This window comes from Flavobacterium aciduliphilum (genome assembly GCF_003268855.1).
Classification (GTDB): Bacteria; Bacteroidota; Bacteroidia; order Flavobacteriales; family Flavobacteriaceae; genus Flavobacterium; species Flavobacterium aciduliphilum.
In genome coordinates this window covers 35,575-55,214 of record NZ_QLSZ01000014.1, presented here as the reverse complement: position 1 = coordinate 55,214, position 19,640 = coordinate 35,575, and the positions used below count along the sequence as shown (strand labels likewise).

17 protein-coding genes and 1 tRNA gene are annotated in these 19,640 nt (G+C 33.9%); 8 read left to right on the top strand and 10 right to left on the bottom strand.

What is annotated here, in order from left to right:
- Positions 1 to 145 precede the first annotated feature (145 nt).
- Positions 146 to 976: a universal stress protein gene (locus tag CLV55_RS12300; protein ID WP_112114098.1), complete on the bottom strand. Its 831-nt coding sequence runs from the start codon at positions 974 to 976 to the stop codon at positions 146 to 148.
- 159 nt (positions 977 to 1,135) lie between these two features.
- Between CLV55_RS12300 and mnmE the strand changes: the two genes are divergently transcribed.
- Both mnmE and CLV55_RS12290 read left to right on the top strand, forming a co-directional pair.
- Positions 1,136 to 2,527, top strand: a complete 1,392-nt coding sequence (gene mnmE, locus CLV55_RS12295; RefSeq protein ID WP_112114097.1) for a tRNA uridine-5-carboxymethylaminomethyl(34) synthesis GTPase MnmE — start codon at positions 1,136 to 1,138, stop codon at positions 2,525 to 2,527.
- A 402-nt stretch (positions 2,528 to 2,929) separates the two neighbouring features.
- On the top strand, positions 2,930 to 3,781 hold the full coding sequence (locus tag CLV55_RS12290; RefSeq protein WP_158527041.1) for an SIR2 family protein: 852 nt from the start codon (positions 2,930 to 2,932) through the stop codon (positions 3,779 to 3,781).
- A 60-nt stretch (positions 3,782 to 3,841) separates the two neighbouring features.
- Here CLV55_RS12290 and CLV55_RS12285 read toward each other — a convergent pair whose 3' ends face one another.
- On the bottom strand, positions 3,842 to 4,072 hold the full coding sequence (locus tag CLV55_RS12285; RefSeq protein WP_245902728.1) for a helix-turn-helix domain-containing protein: 231 nt from the start codon (positions 4,070 to 4,072) through the stop codon (positions 3,842 to 3,844).
- 112 nt (positions 4,073 to 4,184) lie between these two features.
- Here CLV55_RS12285 and CLV55_RS12280 point away from each other — a divergent pair, with 112 nt between their 5' ends.
- The gene (locus CLV55_RS12280) at positions 4,185 to 5,141 is read left to right on the top strand and encodes an energy transducer TonB (RefSeq protein ID WP_112114094.1); all 957 of its coding nucleotides are present in this window, start codon (positions 4,185 to 4,187) and stop codon (positions 5,139 to 5,141) included.
- 149 nt (positions 5,142 to 5,290) lie between these two features.
- Here the strand turns inward: CLV55_RS12280 and CLV55_RS12275 are convergent, their stop codons facing one another.
- Complete coding sequence (locus tag CLV55_RS12275) at positions 5,291 to 7,276, bottom strand: endonuclease (RefSeq protein WP_112114093.1); 1,986 nt, start codon at positions 7,274 to 7,276, stop codon at positions 5,291 to 5,293.
- Positions 7,277 to 7,434: 158 nt separating this feature from the next.
- Here CLV55_RS12275 and CLV55_RS12270 point away from each other — a divergent pair, with 158 nt between their 5' ends.
- Entirely contained in the window at positions 7,435 to 8,580 is a 1,146-nt protein-coding gene (locus tag CLV55_RS12270; RefSeq protein ID WP_112114092.1) for a TlpA disulfide reductase family protein, read from the top strand.
- Positions 8,581 to 8,695: 115 nt separating this feature from the next.
- Positions 8,696 to 8,777 (top strand) — tRNA-Tyr (locus CLV55_RS12265).
- 80 nt (positions 8,778 to 8,857) lie between these two features.
- Here the strand turns inward: CLV55_RS12265 and dnaK are convergent.
- Positions 8,858 to 10,744, bottom strand: a complete 1,887-nt coding sequence (dnaK, locus tag CLV55_RS12260; protein WP_112114091.1) for a molecular chaperone DnaK — start codon at positions 10,742 to 10,744, stop codon at positions 8,858 to 8,860.
- Between the two features lie 281 nt (positions 10,745 to 11,025).
- Between dnaK and CLV55_RS12255 the strand changes: the two genes are divergently transcribed.
- Complete coding sequence (locus CLV55_RS12255) at positions 11,026 to 12,450, top strand: L-serine ammonia-lyase (protein ID WP_112114090.1); 1,425 nt, start codon at positions 11,026 to 11,028, stop codon at positions 12,448 to 12,450.
- Positions 12,451 to 12,454: 4 nt separating this feature from the next.
- Positions 12,455 to 12,826, top strand: a complete 372-nt coding sequence (locus CLV55_RS12250) for a ribosomal maturation YjgA family protein (protein WP_158527040.1) — start codon at positions 12,455 to 12,457, stop codon at positions 12,824 to 12,826.
- 19 nt (positions 12,827 to 12,845) lie between these two features.
- Here CLV55_RS12250 and CLV55_RS12245 read toward each other — a convergent pair whose 3' ends face one another.
- The 3 genes from CLV55_RS12245 to CLV55_RS12235 are packed head-to-tail and all read right to left on the bottom strand — an operon-like array spanning position 12,846 to position 15,541.
- Positions 12,846 to 14,201 carry an outer membrane beta-barrel protein gene (locus CLV55_RS12245; RefSeq protein WP_112114088.1) on the bottom strand — a complete coding sequence of 452 codons (1,356 nt, stop codon included), beginning with the start codon at positions 14,199 to 14,201 and terminating at the stop codon, positions 12,846 to 12,848.
- A gap of 7 nt (positions 14,202 to 14,208) precedes the next feature.
- The gene (locus tag CLV55_RS12240; protein ID WP_211306496.1) at positions 14,209 to 14,871 is read right to left on the bottom strand and encodes a KUP/HAK/KT family potassium transporter; all 663 of its coding nucleotides are present in this window, start codon (positions 14,869 to 14,871) and stop codon (positions 14,209 to 14,211) included.
- Between the two features lie 4 nt (positions 14,872 to 14,875).
- On the bottom strand, positions 14,876 to 15,541 hold the full coding sequence (locus CLV55_RS12235; protein WP_112114087.1) for a uracil-DNA glycosylase: 666 nt from the start codon (positions 15,539 to 15,541) through the stop codon (positions 14,876 to 14,878).
- Positions 15,542 to 15,622: 81 nt separating this feature from the next.
- Here CLV55_RS12235 and CLV55_RS12230 point away from each other — a divergent pair, with 81 nt between their 5' ends.
- A complete protein-coding gene (locus tag CLV55_RS12230) occupies positions 15,623 to 17,797 on the top strand; it encodes an endonuclease MutS2 (RefSeq protein WP_112114086.1) in 2,175 nt (724 codons plus the stop codon).
- On the opposite strand, the gene CLV55_RS12225 is transcribed toward CLV55_RS12230, so the two are convergent.
- The 3 genes from CLV55_RS12225 to CLV55_RS12215 all read right to left on the bottom strand — a co-directional run bounded on the left by CLV55_RS12225 (position 17,794) and on the right by CLV55_RS12215 (position 19,578).
- A complete protein-coding gene (locus CLV55_RS12225; protein ID WP_146739569.1) occupies positions 17,794 to 18,162 on the bottom strand; it encodes an aminotransferase class I/II-fold pyridoxal phosphate-dependent enzyme in 369 nt (122 codons plus the stop codon). The genes CLV55_RS12230 and CLV55_RS12225 overlap by 4 nt on opposite strands.
- An 83-nt stretch (positions 18,163 to 18,245) precedes the next feature.
- Complete coding sequence (gene mazG, locus CLV55_RS12220) at positions 18,246 to 19,019, bottom strand: nucleoside triphosphate pyrophosphohydrolase (protein WP_112114084.1); 774 nt, start codon at positions 19,017 to 19,019, stop codon at positions 18,246 to 18,248.
- Positions 19,020 to 19,101: 82 nt separating this feature from the next.
- Complete coding sequence (locus CLV55_RS12215) at positions 19,102 to 19,578, bottom strand: DUF5606 family protein (RefSeq protein WP_112114083.1); 477 nt, start codon at positions 19,576 to 19,578, stop codon at positions 19,102 to 19,104.
- Between the last annotated feature and the right edge of the window lie 62 nt (positions 19,579 to 19,640).

Sequence of the window (19,640 nt, the reverse complement as noted above, 5' to 3'; positions counted from 1 at the left end):
TCACAAGAATAATGCTTCTTTAAAACTAATTCTACACATTCTAACTTAAATGCATAATCATACTTGACTTTTCTTTCCATAAAAATACCCCCAAAATAGTGTCTAACTTTTTGGGGGCAGTGCAAAATAGACGGCTTTTCTTTTGTTATTCATGCAATACCAAAATAGGAATAGCACTATGATAGGACATTTTTTCTGTAAAACTAGTAGTGAAAAGCCACTGAAAAAAATTTCTTTTATAGGTTAACATACAAAGTAAATCAATTTCTTGGTGAATGATAAATTCTTCGATAGTACTGTTAACATCATTGCTCGGAATAATAAAAAACTGTACTGGTTCCTCTTTAAAAGCCTCTTTCCATTCATTATATATCGTCTGACTGTTGTCTGAATGTTTTGTTTCAACATACAAACATTTCACTGTAGCCCCAGCTTGTTTAGCTATCTTTACCACTCTTCTAAGAGCTTCTTTATCTTTATCTCTAAAACGAGTTGTAAAACCAAACGTAGACAATTTAGTATACTTAGCTCCTTCTGGAATGCTTAACACAGGGACTCTTAAATTTGAAATGACTTCACCCGTATTGGTCCCTAAGAACATTTCTTTCCAACCAGAAGCTCCTGAGGTTCCCATAACTACAAAATCAATGTACTCGCTTTCAACAACTTCTTTTATAATATGCATCAAATCGCCATCTTTTAAAATTTGGCTCATGATAATATGCTCACAATGATTTGCTTCTGCAATAGCACGAAGTTTCGGTAATTCTTCTTTAAAACGCTCAAAATTAGTTAGCTTTAATGAATCAAATATTTGCTTATAATTTTGAGGTTCAAATTGGTTATCAATAATAGGAAGCTCATAGGTATGTAACAAAATAATCTCTCCACGTATGAGCTTGGCTAGCCCTAAAGCATGTACAAAAGCATTATTCGCTATGCTAGAAAAATCGGTGGGAAACAATATTTTTTTCATGATAGAAAGAAGATTTTGAATTTGTTTTATAAAGGTATTAAATTCTAAGAATATAAAACATGATTTTTCTTATAAATTACAAATAGAATAAAATTAGTACTTGCTTTAATACTTTAATCGATATACATCTAAAATAATTTAAATATGTATTTTTGCCCTATGATAAATCAAGAAACTATTGTGGCACTAGCGACGCCTTCAGGTGCTGGAGCTGTGGCTATCATTCGGGTATCGGGAAAAGACGCGTTTGCAGTGGTTTCCCAAATTTTTCAATCCATTTCAGGAAAAGACATTACCAAACAAAAGACACATACAATTCATTTGGGTACAATTAGAGAAGGTACTAAAATCTATGACCAAGTTTTAATTTCATTGTTCAGAAATCCCAATTCCTATACAGGAGAAGATGTTATCGAAATTTCATGTCATGGTTCGACGTTTATACAGCAACAAATTATCCAATTATTGTTACGAAAAGGGTGTCGCATGGCGCAAGCAGGTGAATTTACTCTTAGAGCTTTCTTGAACGGAAAATTGGATTTATCACAAGCCGAAGCGGTTGCCGATTTAATTGCTTCTGATAATGAAACATCTCACCAAATTGCCATGCAACAAATGCGGGGTGGGTTTAGTAATGAAATAGGAAAATTGCGTGAAGAATTACTCAATTTTGCGTCACTTATTGAATTGGAATTGGATTTTGCCGAAGAAGACGTCGAATTTGCCGATAGAAGTCAGTTCAAAACGTTAGTAGAACGCATTGAATTTGTTCTCAAACGTTTAATCGATTCTTTTGCGTTAGGAAATGTCATAAAAAACGGGATACCGGTTGCTATTGTTGGCGAACCTAATGTAGGGAAATCAACTTTATTAAATGCCCTTCTAAATGAAGAACGGGCAATAGTTTCAGAAATTGCAGGAACCACGCGTGATACCATAGAAGATGAATTGATTATTGATGGTATTAGTTTTCGCTTTATTGATACGGCTGGAATTCGCGAAACAAATGATGTTGTGGAAAACATCGGGATCAAAAAAACATTCGAAAAGATGGATCAAGCACAAGTCGTGCTATTCTTAATAGACAGTTCTACATTGAACGTTAGCCGTATTGAAGATCTCAAAATTGAAATGGAACGAATCAAAAACCAGTATCCGTTAAAAACCTTGCTGGTTCTCTTTAACAAAACCGATTTAATGACAGCTGATTTAATGTCGAATCTCAAATCTCAAATCTCAAACTCACTCTTTATTAGCGCTAAAAACAAATCGGGAATTGACGAACTTAAAAACAAACTTTTTTCTTTTATCAATTCGGGTGTCCTTAGAAATAACGAAACAATAGTCACAAATTCAAGACATTATGACGCTTTACTAAAAGCTCTTGAAGAAATACAAAAGGTACGTTGGGGAATTGATTCACAACTCTCTTCCGATTTATTAGCTATAGACATCAAACAAGTCCTTTATTACCTCGGAGAAATCACAGGAACAGTTACTAATGATGAATTGTTAGGTAACATTTTTGCGAATTTCTGTATTGGAAAATAACTATCGAAAACATCTGCAACAAAAAGCAATGAAAAGCAATGAAAATCAGCTTGTTATAAACAAACCTTCTTCCTATTTTTGCACTTTCTTGTTATTTGTGTCTAATATATTGAATATATTTGGTCACAAAACAAGCCGTTTGTGACTACTTGTGACTAAGATTTAAACGTCAAAATTTAGCTTGTCCGCTTATGTCCACTTAAGGTATGCTTATGTCCGCTTAATATGACATCATCACGCCAGTACAACAGAATATGCTTATTCTGTAGAACACAATTCGTTGCTCAAAAAAGAACAACAAAGTATTGTAGTCACAGGTGTGCTTCCCGAGCATATAAGGTAAACAAGAAAAGACAGGATACTATTGAGGTCAATTTTGAGGAATTTGTCAAAAGGGAACTCATGATACATACTGAAACTTTACTTCAAATTCAAAATTCAATTTCTCAACTATTACAAGTTGCAAGATTGAGTAATGAAGAATATATACCTGTTGAAGACTACTATATGGTAATTGAAAACTATTTTACAGAAAATCATAATAAACCTTGGAGAGGATTTGTAAGCGGAGAGTGGAGAGGATTTGAAGAAGAGCCAATTGATTTTGGTAGAATTAATCTTTACAAACTTCATGGCTCTTTAGATTGGGTAAGGCTTGACAGTGGTGAATTTAAAGAGGAAGAAAAACTAAACGAACAAGATAAAGGACATATTGAAGATGAGCATTCTCCTTATTTAATATTTGGTCAGGGCACAAAAACATTTTCTGTTGAGCCATTCTTTACATTGATACAACATTTCAGAACCAAGTTAAAAGAAAAGAGTTACATTTTCGTAATTGGATATAGCTTTTTTGACCCCTACATAAACAATCTCTTAATTGATTCAGTAAAAGGAACCTCTAAAAAATTAATCATCATTAATCCAATATTTGGTCCTGAACAATTAAAAAGTGAGAAAGATAAAGTAGTTCAACTTATTACAAAAGACGAGTTTTTAAGAATACAATATCCCGATGGCATCTCTGACAAAAATCTCGCAAACTACATCGAGGATATTCAAAAAAATTCTTTTTATTCTGAATTGCCAGAATTTAACATCAAGAAAATAAATGCTGAATCTTTAGAATTTTTGCCTATTGGGACTAAAGTTTTTTTTGAAAAGTATTTCAATAACGGTGGGGAGATATTCATAAAATTAATTTCAGAGTATGAAAGTAAAAAAGCAGATGAAAATCCGTTTAAAGACAATTGAAAATTAATTTATAAAAAGTGTTTTATAAAAAAGTGCTTACTACTGTGCCTAAATGGTTAGCTAATTCTCAAAATCAAATAAACCATTGGTCTTTATCTCTAATCCGTTCGCTAATGCTTTTATGGTACACAAAGTAGGGTTTACAACACCTCTTTCAATTCGTGTAATTTGAGGCAGAGAAACATCGGCACAATTAGCTAATTCCTCTTGCGACATACCTTTCTCTTCACGCAACTTTTTCAAGTGCTTGCCAAATTTCTTTAAATAATTCTGGTCGCGTGTATTTATCAATTTGATGCTCTTCTGATTGGTGTAAAATTCACCTAATCATTTATGATTACTCTAATCATGCATGATTAGTTAATTCCATTTTTATACCTTTGGAAAATCAAATGGATTAAACATGAAAAAAACAGTAAACTATGCTTTAGTATGTCTTCTTTTAGTGTGTAGCAATTCAGTTTTACTAGCACAAAAAAAGCCTTCAAAGAAGGCTAAGACGGAAGAAATAACTACTGTGCCCTTTATTGCACCCAAATATTCAGAGGTAGATACAATACAGACAGATTATGGAAAAACTACAATTCTGCCTTGGCAACCTCCTGTTAAAATCGAACATTATAAACCAACTTCAACAGAACAAAAGTCAATAAACCAGTTTATAGCATTTTGTAAAAATCAAATTGATATTGAAAATGGTAGTCGTTACTCAACTAACTATACTCAATTGGTTGTTGAGGCATTAGGTGGTAATATTTATGAAATGAATACCAAAAGTGTCATAAAGAAAAGGATTGAAGAAATTAAAAATGATGCGGATTTAAGATTAACTTTTTTTAAGTATTTCGCCAATTTATCAGGTGGAGATAAGACACGATTATATTTCATTTTAAGACCTTCGGATAATGATACTCGATTTGTATCACGTATTAGTGGAAAAGATGCCGATATATTGTCTGAATTACTGTTGAGAGAATATTTTAGACCAGTATTTAAAAGCGATGATGATGAAACACAAACAAAGGAAGATAACGAAGTATACAGCGTGGTAGAGAAAGATGCGTCCTTTAAAGGTGGTGAATCAGCATATATTAAATACATTCAGCAAAATTTGATTTTGCCAAAATCATCAAACAGTAATGAAACTGAAAATTATAATCTTCGATATAGAGTATCATTTACAGTAACAGCAGATGGCAGTATTACAGATGTTAAAATTGATAATCCTAAAAAAGAACTTAAATTGTATGAGGAAGCCATAATTGAGTGTTTCAAAAAAATGCCAAAATGGGAACCTGCCGAAAGTGGTGGAAAAAAGGTAAATAGTAGAATTATGAAACCAGTTACAATAAATATTTAAACTTGTTGCGATTTTCTTATTATTTCTGATTTTTGCAGTTATTTAGCTGATTGTTGGCACCATTATAGTCACAAGACCATGCTAAACCGTTGATTAATCAGGTCTTTTAATTTTTTGTATTGGGAAGTAAGTTCCATTACAGATGTTTTTTACTGTTTACTAATTTTAAATTCTGTAAAATTTGTTTCAGATACGATTTTTAAGATATAAACTCCTGAGGAAAAATTAGATAAATCAAGACTTTCATTAGTGTTTATTTTCTTTTCTAAAAGTTTTTCTCCAAATAGCGAATATAAGGTAGCTGTTGCATCCTCTTGAATGTCTGAAATATAAATTCTATCTTTCGTTGGATTTGGATACACAAAGGCTTTAGAAAGCGGATTTTTTGTGTTTGCTAATGAGGCATGCCATACTTCTCCAACTCTAGATCCGAAAATAAAATCGGCCAAATCGGGGTAATCAATAAAGGGATTTCTATTTTTTTGCCAAGTATAAATGTAATTGTTTCGATTCATTTCAAAATCATCTGCGCTATCAGAGTGATTCCAAGTAAGTAACGTAGCTAAATCACCTATTTGACCGATGGTTCCGTCTGTTGGGTTTCCATTAACAACACTCAGTCCATTATATCGAACAGCCATGTAAAAACAAGCTCTTGCTACATCTCCTTTCCATGTTGTCGTTGGTGTTGTTGTGGGTCCGTTATAATCTACACCATAATTTCTATTATTTCGAGAAGAATTTTCTTGTCCATCAACGGCCCGAATATGATGCGCATCACATACTCCAGCTCCAATATCATTAGCCCCAGTCGTTAACGTATATAAATTGATTCCATCTGCATTGGGTGTTATATAATCCGTTCCTGCTGCATAATTTCCTCTTGACTGGCAATAAATATGTTCCCGATTCCATTTTCCTACTATACTACTCCCATTTTGATAATCTATTTTAGAACGGGGCGTTTCTGTATAAATTAACCATACCTGATTACTATTTTCCGGATTTTGATCAGCGGTTTTGAGTAGTTCCCACATATCATCGTAGTTATGTACTCTTACTATTGAAGGATTAGAAATAATATCCTGTAAAGCTTGTTTTAAAGCAGCTCCAGACAATCCTTCAAGCGAACTATAATAACCTGTCGGAGCTGAGCTGGTCACAATCCCATGTGTCGGATTTGCTGGAGTTCCAAAGGGTAAGGTCGTAAAATTGATATCATTGACACGAATAATCACATTATTATTATACAAATTGTACCCTGATGGAATTGGATTAATATAAATTTTTAACTCCTCATCACCTTCATTAAGTCCATCATTTACAATATGTATCGTAGTACTCCCACTTGTTGCCCCTACAGGAATAGTAACCGAGGGAGTTCCTGTATAGTCATTCGTATTGAAAGTTTCATTATCTAACGTAAAATCAATAGTAACAGCGGTTCCTGTAACAGCTTGAGAAGCTGTAAATGTTATTGTTAAATCTTGCCCCTCTGTAATGCTAGTTACAGTTGTAGACATCGTTAAATAGTTTAATACTACCCCTGAACCATCATTATTCATTCCAGGTGTTGGGGTTTTTATTTCATAAGTTCCATCATTTTTTCGTTGAATAGATTTCGTAGCAGTATATGTACTCTGATTATCATATACTGAAGTAGATAAACCTAGGGCACTCATAATAGCTGTAGGTTGAACCGTTGTACTATTGGTATAACACAAGGCATCAATTAAATTGGTAGAAGTAGCAGCAGTTCCTGTAGGAAAATCGGTTGCATTCCCAAGATATACAGCTACTCCACTTGGATTATTATATATTGTGTTTGCAGGAAATGTACCTGCTGGTGAAGGTGAAACGGCAGCATTTCCAAAATGTATTATACCATTTACATCTGTTGTGTACCCATCTAAATCAATAGCCTTGTAACTTGTTTTTACTAAACCTGTATTGGTTCCCGAATAAAATACAATAACATAACCATTTAATGGAAAATAAGGAGTTGATGATTTAAGTTCAACAAACTCATGATCATCCGTAGAAGGGTTATCAGCATCCAATTCGTTAACTACAATTTGAGCCTGAAGAAATATACTTTTTAAAAAGAAAAGTACGAGTAGTGTTTTTATTTTCATAATATGATAATTATTCAACAAACTTAAGGTTTTATTAATAGATATTAAAAATCAATACAAATTAATAAACATAATTTACAAAAAGAACAAAACAATTCTTATAAATTGCTTAAATTCATTTATTTTGGATATTTTTGCCCAAATAAAAAAACTGAAAAATGAAAAAAATAGTATGTTTGGTTACAATACTTTTTGCTCTTGTAAGTTGTAAAAAGGTAGCCGATGGTGAATTCTTACTTACAGGTAGTGCGAAAGGTATTGCAAATGGTAAAACTGTAATTATCAAAAAACAAAATGAATTAGGTATTGTAGTAAATGTTGATTCTACAAAAATTAAAGATGGAAAATTCGAACTTAAAGGAAAGGTTAAAGATCCTAATTTGATGGTACTTTTTATTAAAGGATTACAGCAGCCTATTCCCTTTATTCTAGAAAGTGGTGCCATTGAAGTAACTGTAGATAAAGATAGTATTTGGAAGTCTGAGATAGGCGGCACCTATAACAATGATGAATTTCAGAAATTCAATACTCAAATGAATGGAATTCAGAAAAAGCTTGTGGCTTATCAAAATGCGAATTTTCAGAAATTGATGATGGCTCAACAAAAGAAAGATCAAGCAACTATTGATAATCTAAAAAAAGGTTTTTCTGTACTTCAAAAAGAAATGGAAACCTTTGTTTCAAACTATCCTAAAGAAAACAAAGAGGCATTTATATCGCTATTATTATTGAAAAGTCAGTTAAAGTCTCCAAACTTTAAATTAGATGCTTTCCAAAAGGACTTTAATAACCTTGATGCCTCACTCAAAAATTCAAAAATTGGTAAAGAATTACAGAAAGAAATAAAATTACTTGAAAAAAATAGTACTGAAACGGCAGCAACCAATTCTGCGCCCACTCTTGCCCCTGATTTTTCAAGTAAATCTCCCAATGGGCAAACCGTAAGTCTATTAAAATCATTAGGAAAGGTCACAATACTTGATTTTTGGGCTTCTTGGTGTGGACCGTGTAGAAAAGAAAATCCAAATGTTGTTGCTATTTATAAAGAATTTCATGATAAAGGATTAAACATTGTTGGTGTTTCATTAGATGATGATGCTACAAAATGGAAACAAGCTATTGCAAAAGACGGAATTACTTGGGTGCAAGTTTCTAATTTAAAGGGATGGGATGATCCTATCGCTAAATTATACCATGTAGAGCAAATCCCAACGACTTTTATTCTTGATGAAAAAGGGGCAATCATTGCCAAAGATTTAAGAGGTGAAGCCCTAAGAACTAAAATTAGCGAACTTTTAAAATAATTTTTTTATTATAGATTATTCATTGCCAAAGCATTAAAAGAGTAAGCTACATTTAACCAAAAAATAAATTTGGAAACCTAAAAAGTGTTGTTATATTTGCAACCTGAAACGGCGGGGGGAGATACTCAAGCGGCCAACGAGGGCAGACTGTAAATCTGCTGACTAAGTCTTCGCAGGTTCGAATCCTGCTCTCCCCACAAAAAAAATCCTAAGATATTCTCTTAGGATTTTTTTGTAAGTATCTAGCCCTAAATTATTTTAGGGCTAGATCATTTTATTACTTTACTTCTTCAAAATCTACATCTTGAGTTTGGTCGCCACTAGCATCAGCTTGAGGTTGTGCATCATGAGCTTGACCAGCGTCACCTTGTGCATACATAGCTTCTGTAGCTGTTTTCCATGCCGCATTTACGGCATCAAGACCTTTTTGAATAGCATCTAAATCTTGTGATTGATGCGCAGCTTTTAATTCGGTCAAAGCACTATCAATACCCGATTTGTGTTCGTCTGATAATTTATCACCTAACTCTTTCAATTGACTTTCTGTTTGGAAAATCATACTATCTGCTTCGTTCAATTTATCCGCTTTTTCTTTGGCTTTTCTATCGCTTTCTGCATTCATTTCGGCATCTTTCTTCATTCTTTCAATTTCTTCTGGTGTCAATCCTGAAGACGCTTCGATACGAATATCATGCGATTTCCCTGTTCCTTTATCTGTTGCAGATACCTTGATGATACCATTCGCATCTATATCAAAAGTTACTTCAATTTGAGGTACACCTCTTGGTGCTGGCGGAATGCCGTCTAAGTGGAAACGACCAATCGTTTTATTATCAGCTGCCATTGTTCTTTCACCTTGTAAAACGTGAATTTCCACACTTGGTTGGTTATCCGCAGCCGTAGAGAATACTTGTGATTTTTTGGTTGGGATAGTTGTGTTCGCTTCTATTAATTTGGTCATCACATTACCCATAGTTTCAATTCCTAAAGACAAAGGAGTCACATCAAGCAACAATACATCTTTCACATCACCCGTTAAAACCCCACCTTGAATAGCAGCACCTATCGCAACAACTTCATCAGGATTTACTCCTTTTGATGGTTTTTTCCCGAAGAATTTTTCTACTTGTTCTTGAATAACAGGAATACGAGTAGAACCACCCACCAAAATTACCTCATCAATATCAGAAGTTGATAAGCCCGCATCTTTCAAGGCTTTAGCAACAGGCTCCATAGAGCGTTTTACTAAATTTTCTGATAATTGTTCAAATTTTGCACGAGTTAAGGTTTTAACTAAGTGTTTTGGTCCAGTAGCCGTAGCAGTTACATAAGGTAAATTAATTTCTGTTTGTGTTGAAGAGGACAACTCAATTTTTGCTTTTTCAGCAGCTTCTTTCAAACGTTGTAATGCCATTGGGTCTAATCTTAAATCAATTCCTTCTTCCGAATTGAATTCGTTAGCCATCCAATCAATAATTACTTGGTCGAAATCATCTCCTCCTAAGTGTGTATCTCCATTAGTAGACAATACCTCAAATACTCCGTCTCCTAATTCGAGAACTGATATATCAAATGTACCTCCTCCTAAATCGTACACCGCTATTTTTTGATCTTTCCCTTGCTTATCCAATCCATAAGCTAATGCAGCTGCAGTAGGCTCATTGATAATTCGCATTACTTTCAAACCTGCAATTTCTCCCGCCTCTTTAGTTGCCTGACGTTGAGCATCATTAAAATAAGCAGGTACAGTAATTACTGCTTCTGAAACTGTTTGACCTAAATAATCTTCAGCAGTTTTTTTCATTTTTTGAAGTGTCATCGCGGACAATTCTTGGGGTGAATAAAGTCTTCCGTCGATATCAACACGAGGTGTATCGTTATCTCCTTTCACAACTTTATAAGCAACTGTCGAAGCTTCTTTTGCGCTTTCTGAGTATTTGTTACCCATAAAACGTTTGATAGAAGCAATAGTCTTAGTTGGGTTGGTCACCGCTTGTCTTTTAGCTGGATCTCCCACTTTGATCTCGCCACCGTCAACAAATGCAATGACAGATGGTGTTGTTCTCTTTCCTTCTGCGTTAGCAATTACCACTGGCTCTCCACCTTCCATAACTGCGACACAAGAGTTGGTTGTACCTAAATCGATACCAATAATTTTTCCCATTTTTTTATCTCCTTAATTTATTTTTTTTGATTGCTCCTCTAAGAGTGAGCAGAGTTTTACGCTCAATTCCCAAATGTCAAGGATTGTGCCAAGGAAAAAATCTATATAAATTGTCAGTTTTTAAAACACGTAATATGACAAGATGACATTTTAAACTAAAAATTATGCAATGTCCAACCAGATAAGAACTCTGAAATCATCCAAACCTTATTTATCTGTTTCTGAAATTAAATATTTTATTGTTATTCATTTATATTTGTCACACAAACTAAACTAACTCTATGGAAGAATGTATCTCTGTTTTTGACATGTTAAAAATCGGTATCGGCCCTTCAAGTTCGCATACTTTAGGACCTTGGCGTGCCGCAGAACGGTTTTTAGAAGAATTACGAAATAACAACAAATTTGATTTAATAAATTATATCAAAATCGACTTATATGGCTCACTTTCATTAACTGGTAAAGGTCATGCTACTGATTTGGCAATAATGTTAGGTTTGAGTGGTCAAGACCCTGAATATATTCCTATTGAAAACATTAACAAAATAATTACTTCCATAAAAACGACTCTTCAACTCAACTTAGGAAACCAGTTTTTAATTCCGTTCAATATTGAAAAAGATATTGTTTTTAATAAAAATTTTCTACCTTTTCATGCCAATGGTATAACATTTACTGCCTTTACTTCTAGCAAAGAATATACTTCAACCTACTACTCCATTGGTGGTGGATTTATCGTAAAAGAAGAACATAACCACACCCAAAAGACCATTAAAACTTCATGCGCTTTCCCTTTCCCGATTCAAAATGCAGAAGAATTGCTTGCGTATTGTTCGGCTCAAAACAAAAAAATATCCGAGATTGTATATGAGAATGAGAAGTCCACGAGAAGTGAAAGTGAAATTCATGACGAATTGATGCGCATTTGGAGGACGATGCTTGAATGTATGTATATAGGATGTCATAGTGAAGGGGTACTTCCCGGTGGTTTAAATGTACGTCGTCGGGCTTTCGATATGCATCAAAACTTAATCGGGTTATCGAATTATAGCACCCCACAAGAATGGCTTGAAACAATTCGTAAAACTGAAGTAAAATTTAGACAAATTCTCAAATGGGTTTCGTGTTTTGCTTTAGCTGTAAATGAAGTTAATGCAGCATTGGGTCGCGTGGTTACTGCACCAACCAATGGAAGTGCTGGAGTAATTCCTGCGGTACTTATGTATTATTTAGTAATTGAAAACCATCAAGCCGATGAAAAAGAAATCAAACAATTTTTAATGGTCGCTGGTGAAATTGGCAGTATTTTCAAAAAAGGTTCTACCATTTCTGCAGCTATGGGTGGATGTCAAGCTGAAATTGGAGTTTCTTCGGCTATGGCAGCTGCAGCATTGTGTGAGGTTATGGGGGGAACTCCAGAACAAGTACAAATGGCAGCCGAAATCGCCATGGAACATCATCTAGGACTTACTTGCGATCCTATTGGTGGATTGGTTCAAATTCCTTGTATCGAGCGCAATACAATGGGAGCAATAAAAGCGATACATGCTGCCGAATTGGCTCTTGAAACAGATGCAAAAAACGTAAAAGTTCCGTTAGACAAAGTAATACATACCATGTGGCAAACGGCCAAAGACATGAACTCTAAGTACAAGGAAACATCAGAGGGTGGATTGGCGGTAGCTGTAAATGTTGCCGATTGTTAAAAAGATGTTTTTACAAAGACGCTATTATTTTTTTCTTTTTTGGACAACCCTTCTACTAGGAATTTTGTCACGAAAAACAAACATAATTCCATTATTTACGGGCGACACATTGTATGCCATCATGATTTACTTTGGAATGCGTTTGATTTTAATTCATAAAAGTCTTAAAACCGCATTTGGGTTTGCGCTCCTTTTTTGTTACAGTATCGAATGCCAACAGTTATACAAATCCGAATGGATTTTATCCATACGAAATACAACTCTAGGACATTATATATTAGGCGAAGGTTTTTTATGGAGTGATCTATTTTGGTATACATTTGGAATTGGTATCGTCTATTTTTTGGTTTCTTTTTTGAAGAGAAAAACAACCTAAACAAACGATACCCTACTTATTAAATTCTAAATAATACTGCAAAAATAATTCGGTTTTCCATTTTGACTAAATCGGGTTGCCAATCTGTTGGCAATGTTGTCGTAGTGTAACCCGTTGGCGATGTTACTCCACCGCTTCCTGCAAAATAAGGAACATTAGCTTCTCTATGTACAAATTCTACTCTAAATGTTATACTCTGATTGGGCATCCAATCAAAGTTAGTTGAACAATCCCAACCCTTAAATTGAGTTCCTGCACTAGTATCAAAAGGATGAGTTCCTTCTGTTTGAGTTGGATTATTTGGATTTGGAAGTGGACTAGCATCCCCTGTAGGTAAAAGAACCAAATATCTTCCCGGATTAGTCATGATGCCTCCACCAAGCGTCCATGCAAATTGATTTTTATTAAACCATATTCTATGATATACCATGCCACTTAAGAAATATTGTGCAGGATTGGAATCTGTTCCGTTAAAACCTCCTACGCCTTCTCCTTTTTCAAAACCAATATCGAATGTGGAAGAAAAAGCCATTCTACTAATACCCATCGCTTTGGGTTGGTTGTAATAGCGAACAAGGAGGCTGTTATCAGAATGAAATCTTTTCCTACCAGGTAAACCTGCTGCATCCGTTCCGTAATAGTCATTTGTCAATACTTTTACAGCCTCATTCGGACACCATGTAATATTTCCTCCTACACCAGGCATACTGTTGAATCGTCCATAACTTTGCCAACCGTTAATCATCCATGCTTCTAGTTTTAATTTTTTTGTGGGAAACATTTGTACGCGTAGTCCATTAAAAAACCAAGGCGTATTATCGGAGGTAAATGAAGCCTGATATTCCCAATTTTCGACTTGATAATAGGAATTCAAACCAATATACGACATAAACATCCCTGCATCCACATTAATACCATACCATTTATTGAAATGATACCCAGCATAGGCTTCTGATAAATAGCGATACATATTTGACATATCGTATTGCCCACGATATACACTATAATCGTTTCTTGGTACCACTGTTGAACGAGTTCCAAATTGCATCATAATTTTAGCCCGTGCCCCTTCATAATTAAATTCGCCACCCAAATTAGCACTAGAAACTTGCATTTCATTATTACGAGCCAAAACAGTAGACCCCACTACGGTATTGTCATTTGGATTATTAAAAGAATGTGTATAATTGGCATCGAGCATCACACTCCCTGTAAAATATTTTGTAGCCAATAATGAAGGATTGGTTCTTCTATCGGAACCATTCTGCCACGTTTGATCCATACCTTCAAAAGGCACCTTGACTTTGGTGGTGTCGATTTGTGCAAAAGAAAGTGCTGAATAGAACAGCCCTATTAAAATTATCTTAGTTTTCATTTATTTGTTAGTTTGTTTGTTTTCGTTCTAAATGTAAATTTGATATTGGCTGATAAACTATGGGTACACTTTCAATTAACACATCACTTTTATCCAATCCAAAAGCCTTTGCATCGGACAAAGATAAGTGTTTTAACCAAAAATAAGAGTGTAATAAAAACCCTTCTTTTAGAGCAAATTCATTTTCAGCGGAAAGGAATTTTTCAATAATAACAAATTTAAAATCGGGTTCGTCATTATATTTTGTAGAACCATCGGGTCGAATGTGTAAGTTCAATTCTTTTTTACTCATCAAATCTTGTACTATTTTTTTGAAATACAATTCTACTTTAGGTTGAACACGAAAGCCTATATTTAATACAATTTTGATAACCTTATCATCGAGAAGTTCTATAACCTCATAGTTTAGTGTAAAAGGTTCGTTAGTTCGATTGATGTGAAAAAACCAATAAATATCGGCTCTATTTGGTTTTTTAGAAAAAATAGATTTTAGAATTTTCTCTTCTATTTCATAGGTTCGATCTGCTTTTGATAAATAAATTAAATGGGTTGCATATTTTGGAATGTCATCGTCTTCACTAAGCTCTTTTAGCAAAGAAGTTTGTTCTACAAGATTAGCAAACTTTACAAAACGGTTATTGATTTTTCTTGAATAAAACCAACCCATCATATCTTTACCATGCTATTGGTTGTAATCCTTGTTCCAATAAGAATTGATTGGTTCGACTAAAATGCTTGTTTCCAAACCATAACCCTCTGTTGGCACTCAAGGGAGAAGGATGTCCCGTTTCTAAAACAAAATGTTTACTTCTATCTATCTTTTGTCCTTTTTTCTTGGCATAGGCACCCCAAAGTAAAAAGACAACATCTTTTTTTCCATCGGAAAGGCGCTGAATTACTGTATCTGTAAATGTTTCCCATCCTCTATTTTGATGACTTCCCGCTTCATATTGACGTACGGTTAAGGTGGCATTCAACAATAAAACGCCTTGATTTGCCCAACGTTCTAAATTTCCTGAACTTGGAATAGGTTGTCCCAAATCACTCTCAAGCTCTTTAAAAATATTTATTAACGATGGAGGAAATGGAATACCCTCAGAAACAGAAAAACACAAACCATTTGCTTGTCCAAAACCATGGTAAGGATCCTGACCTATAATCACTACTTTCACTTGATCGAATGGGCAAAAATCGAAAGCAGAAAAAATCTGACTTCCCTTGGGGTAGCAAATCTGCGAAGCATATTCATGTTTGACAAAAGAAATAAGCTCCTGAAAATACTTCTTTTCAAATTCTTCGCTGAGTATTTGATGCCAACTCGGTTCTATTTTAACATTCATTGTTTTTTTTTATCAAAAATATAAAAATCTATTGCTTTTTGAGTTTCATCCTTTGTAACTTTGAAAATTCTAATTTTTATTATGATTTCGATAAACGACAAAACCCTACAAGATTTAGAATTTAATACGGTTTTACATACACTTTCCGGATTATGTGTTACCGAAATTGGAAAAGAAAAATCCCTAGGTATTTCACCCATAAAGGATAAAGAAGAATTGATGGACGTCTTGCTCCAAACCTCTGAATATCTTTCAAGTTTTTCGAATAATAATGCGCTTCCCAATCATGGTTTTGAGACGCTTACTAATGACTTGAAAATGTTATCTATTGAAGACAGCTTCTTGGAAACTATTACTTTTCGGAAAATTGCCACACTTTCTGAAACAGCTAATCAACTCATCCTTTTTTTAAAAAAATTTCAAGAGTATTACCCTAAATTACAAACTAGAGCGAATCAAGTTGTTTACACCAAAAGCATCATTCAGAAAATAGATGAAGTGGTCGATAAATACGGCATCATTAAAGACAATGCCTCTCCAGAACTTCTCGATTTACGTCGTAGCATTACAGTTGTACGCGGAAAAATAAATCAGAGTTTTGGTATGGCTTTAAGCCAATACAACAGTCTTGGGTATCTCGATGATATTAAGGAAAGCATTGTAGACAATAGACGAGTGCTTGCGGTGTTGGCTATGTATAGAAAGAAAGTGAAAGGTTCTATAATGGGGAGTTCTAAAACGGGAAGTATCGCTTATATTGAACCCGAAACTACCTTGAAATACTCAAGAGAATTATCCAATTTGGAGTATGAAGAACGAGAAGAAATTACGAAAATATTAAGAAGACTGACTCATGATATTCGTCCGTTTTATGAACTCTTGATGGAATATCAAAACTTTTTGAGTGACATCGATGTAATTGCTGGAAAAGCAAAGTACGCTTATAAGATTAATGCTATTCTCCCTAAGATTACCGATACCAAAAGACTTTTTTTTAGAGATGCTTACCATCCTATTTTATTTTTAACCAATAAAAGTAAAAACGAGCCTACATTTCCTCAAACTATAGAATTAAAAAATGAAAATAGAATTATTGTAATTTCTGGACCAAATGCTGGAGGAAAAACGATTTCATTGAAAACGGTAGGACTACTCCAACTCATGCTTCAATGTGGTTTTTTAATCCCCGTTCATGAGCGCAGTGAAACTTTTTTATTCGATCGAATTCTTACTGACATTGGAGACAATCAATCTATTGAAAATCATTTAAGTACCTACAGTTATCGACTCAAAAACATGAACTACTTTTTGAAACGATGTAATGCCAAAACCTTGTTTTTAATAGATGAGTTTGGAACAGGTTCTGACCCCGAACTAGGAGGAGCGTTGGCCGAAACTTTTCTTGAAGAATTTTATCATCGAGAAGCTTTCGGTATCATTACCACGCATTATTCCAATTTAAAAATTCTTGCTAATGAACTTCCTTTTGCGTCAAATGCCAACATGCTTTTTGATGAAAAATCGTTAGAGCCCATGTACAAACTTGTTTTAGGTCAAGCTGGAAGCTCGTTTACATTTGAAGTAGCTCAAAAAAACGGCATTCCTTATGGTTTAATAAATCGTGCGAAAAAGAAAATTGAAAAAGGAAAAGTACGTTTTGATAAAACCATAGCCACGCTTCAAAAAGAACGTTCTAAACTTGAAAAAACATCTTTAATTCTAAAAGAGGAAGAAAATAAAGCACGAGAAGAAAGCAAGCGAATGGAACACATTAATGCTCGCATTCAAGATAAATTAGAAAAATACCAAGAATTATATGATTCCAATCAACGTCTCATTTATCTAGGGCAAAAACTAGACGATCTTTCGGAACATTACTTTACTAAAAAAGATAAAAAAGTTATTATTGGTGAGTTTTTAAAAATTATTGAAATTGAAAATTCAAAAAAGAAAAAAGTTTCTGTTAAAGAAAAAAAGGAAAAAGAAAAGATTGTAGAAGCTATTGTAAAAGAAGTGAATACTAAAGTAGAAGAAATTCGTAAAGTAAAAAAAGAAAAGAAACAAAAAGCAAAAATAGCGGAAGAGAACAAACCAAAAGTGATTCCTATTGTTGGCGATCGTGTCAGAATGATTGATGGAAAATCTGTAGGAACGATTGACGCTATTGAACGAAACAAGGCAACTGTTAATTATGGGATTTTCACATCAAAAGTCAGTCTAGAGGCTCTCGAATTTGTAGAACGTCCAAAGAATTAAAACGAATGCAAAATTCGATGTAATCCTTCTTCTAATATCGACGTAGCCGTAGAAAAACAAATTCTTACATGACCTTGTGCTCCTGGACCAATCCAACTTTCACTTCCTGGAACTATAGCTACTTTTCCTTTTTCCAAAGCTTTTTTTACAAATTCCTCACTGGATATGTCACAGATTATTTTTGGAAAAATTACAAAAGTTGCTTCTGGACAGCTCGTTTGTAATAATGAAGAATTATTAATAATTTCAGTAGCCAATTTTCTATTCTTATCAAGATTTTGAATATATCCTTCTTTCCAATTCCAAGCTTTTTCTAGCGCCACGGAAGCAGTAATTTGTGAAAGAGTTGAGACACCTTCTATCATAGAATTAAAATTTGATTTCTTAATAAAATCATCTAATACCCCACTTGTCAATAACTGCTACGATATGACTAAAAAGATGCTTATCAAAGTTTTTTTGCTTCATTCCAAAAAACGTCCATCTCAGCCAAAGTCATTTCAGATAACGCCTTTCCAATCTCACTCGCCTTTTTCTCTAAATATTGAAATCTTTTGATGAATTTTTTATTAGTACGTTCCAAAGCGTCTTCAGGATTAATCTTTAAAAAACGAGCATAATTAATCAATGAAAACAACACGTCTCCAAATTCAGATTCTATTTTATCGATCTCATTTTTTTCCACTTCTTGTTGTAATTCTTCTAATTCTTCTTGAACCTTATCCCAAACTTGATGGGGCTCTTCCCAATCAAAACCTACTCCTTTTACTTTATCCTGAATTCGAGTTGCTTTAACCAAAGCGGGTAAACTTTTAGGAACACCTTCCAAAACAGATTTTTTTCCTTCTTTTAATTTTAGCTTTTCCCAATTTTGCTTTACCTCTTCTTCATCTTCTACTGTCACATCGCCATAAATATGAGGGTGTCTAAAAATTAATTTTTCACATATTTCATGAGCAACATCTGCTATGTCAAAATCATTTGTTTCGCTTCCAATCTTTGAATAAAACACAATATGAAGTAATAAATCGCCCAATTCTTTCTTGATTTCGTTTACATCATTATTCAAAATGGCATCACCCAATTCATACGTTTCTTCAATTGTAAGATGTCTTAACGTTTCAAAGGTTTGCTTTTGATCCCAAGGGCATTTAGCACGTAAATCGTCCATGATATCTAGCAGTCTGTTAAAAGCATTCAATTGTTGTTCTCTTGAATTCATAAATTTAGATTTTTGTAAAAATAAAAAATCCTGCTACATAATTAAATAACAGGATTCCATTTTATTATAAAAATACCAACTATTATTTTTTAGTCGTTTTTTTAGTGGTTTTCTTTTCTTTTACCTCTTCCACTACTTGTTCTTTTATAGCTTCGGCATTTTCGATTTTTGGTTCTTCTTTTGAAATCAACCCTTTAGATTGTAACAAATTGTACCAATTGATAATTTTTTTAATATCCGAAACATAAACTCGATCCTCATCATAATCGGGTAAAACTTCTTTAAAATATGACAACAAGGCTAGGTTATCTTCTTTATGAGAAATAGCAGGACCTTCATTTTCTTTTAGGGCAATGGCTCTAAAAACATCGGCCAATGGTTTTTCTTCGCTGTATGTATATATTGAGATTTCAGATAGTAAACTCACGTTACTTCTCATTCCTACCGTAATTTTCTTTCCATCCAACAATGATTCCGCTACAAAACCTGAACGTGTTTGGATTTTTAATTCAAATAAACCTGGTTTTCCTGAAATTGATAAAATTTTTTCTATATTCATGTTTACATTTTTTTTCGGGGGCAAATATAACTAAATAAAATTCCAATAATCAAACCGTTTTT

Bases quoted from the DNA above. Each gene is read 5' to 3' on its own strand.
- CLV55_RS12300 (WP_112114098.1), bottom strand. From the start codon at position 976: ATGAAAAAAATATTGTTTCCCACCGATTTTTCTAGCATAGCGAATAAT.
- mnmE (WP_112114097.1), top strand. From the start codon at position 1,136: ATGATAAATCAAGAAACTATTGTGGCACTAGCGACGCCTTCAGGTGCT.
- CLV55_RS12290 (WP_158527041.1), top strand. From the start codon at position 2,930: ATGATACATACTGAAACTTTACTTCAAATTCAAAATTCAATTTCTCAA.
- CLV55_RS12280 (WP_112114094.1), top strand. From the start codon at position 4,185: ATGAAAAAAACAGTAAACTATGCTTTAGTATGTCTTCTTTTAGTGTGT.
- CLV55_RS12275 (WP_112114093.1), bottom strand. From the start codon at position 7,276: ATGAAAATAAAAACACTACTCGTACTTTTCTTTTTAAAAAGTATATTT.
- CLV55_RS12270 (WP_112114092.1), top strand. From the start codon at position 7,435: ATGAAAAAAATAGTATGTTTGGTTACAATACTTTTTGCTCTTGTAAGT.
- dnaK (WP_112114091.1), bottom strand. From the start codon at position 10,744: ATGGGAAAAATTATTGGTATCGATTTAGGTACAACCAACTCTTGTGTC.
- CLV55_RS12255 (WP_112114090.1), top strand. From the start codon at position 11,026: ATGGAAGAATGTATCTCTGTTTTTGACATGTTAAAAATCGGTATCGGC.
- CLV55_RS12250 (WP_158527040.1), top strand. From the start codon at position 12,455: ATGTTTTTACAAAGACGCTATTATTTTTTTCTTTTTTGGACAACCCTT.
- CLV55_RS12245 (WP_112114088.1), bottom strand. From the start codon at position 14,201: ATGAAAACTAAGATAATTTTAATAGGGCTGTTCTATTCAGCACTTTCT.
- CLV55_RS12240 (WP_211306496.1), bottom strand. From the start codon at position 14,871: ATGATGGGTTGGTTTTATTCAAGAAAAATCAATAACCGTTTTGTAAAG.
- CLV55_RS12235 (WP_112114087.1), bottom strand. From the start codon at position 15,541: ATGAATGTTAAAATAGAACCGAGTTGGCATCAAATACTCAGCGAAGAA.
- CLV55_RS12230 (WP_112114086.1), top strand. From the start codon at position 15,623: ATGATTTCGATAAACGACAAAACCCTACAAGATTTAGAATTTAATACG.
- CLV55_RS12225 (WP_146739569.1), bottom strand. From the start codon at position 18,162: ATGATAGAAGGTGTCTCAACTCTTTCACAAATTACTGCTTCCGTGGCG.
- mazG (WP_112114084.1), bottom strand. From the start codon at position 19,019: ATGAATTCAAGAGAACAACAATTGAATGCTTTTAACAGACTGCTAGAT.
- CLV55_RS12215 (WP_112114083.1), bottom strand. From the start codon at position 19,578: ATGAATATAGAAAAAATTTTATCAATTTCAGGAAAACCAGGTTTATTT.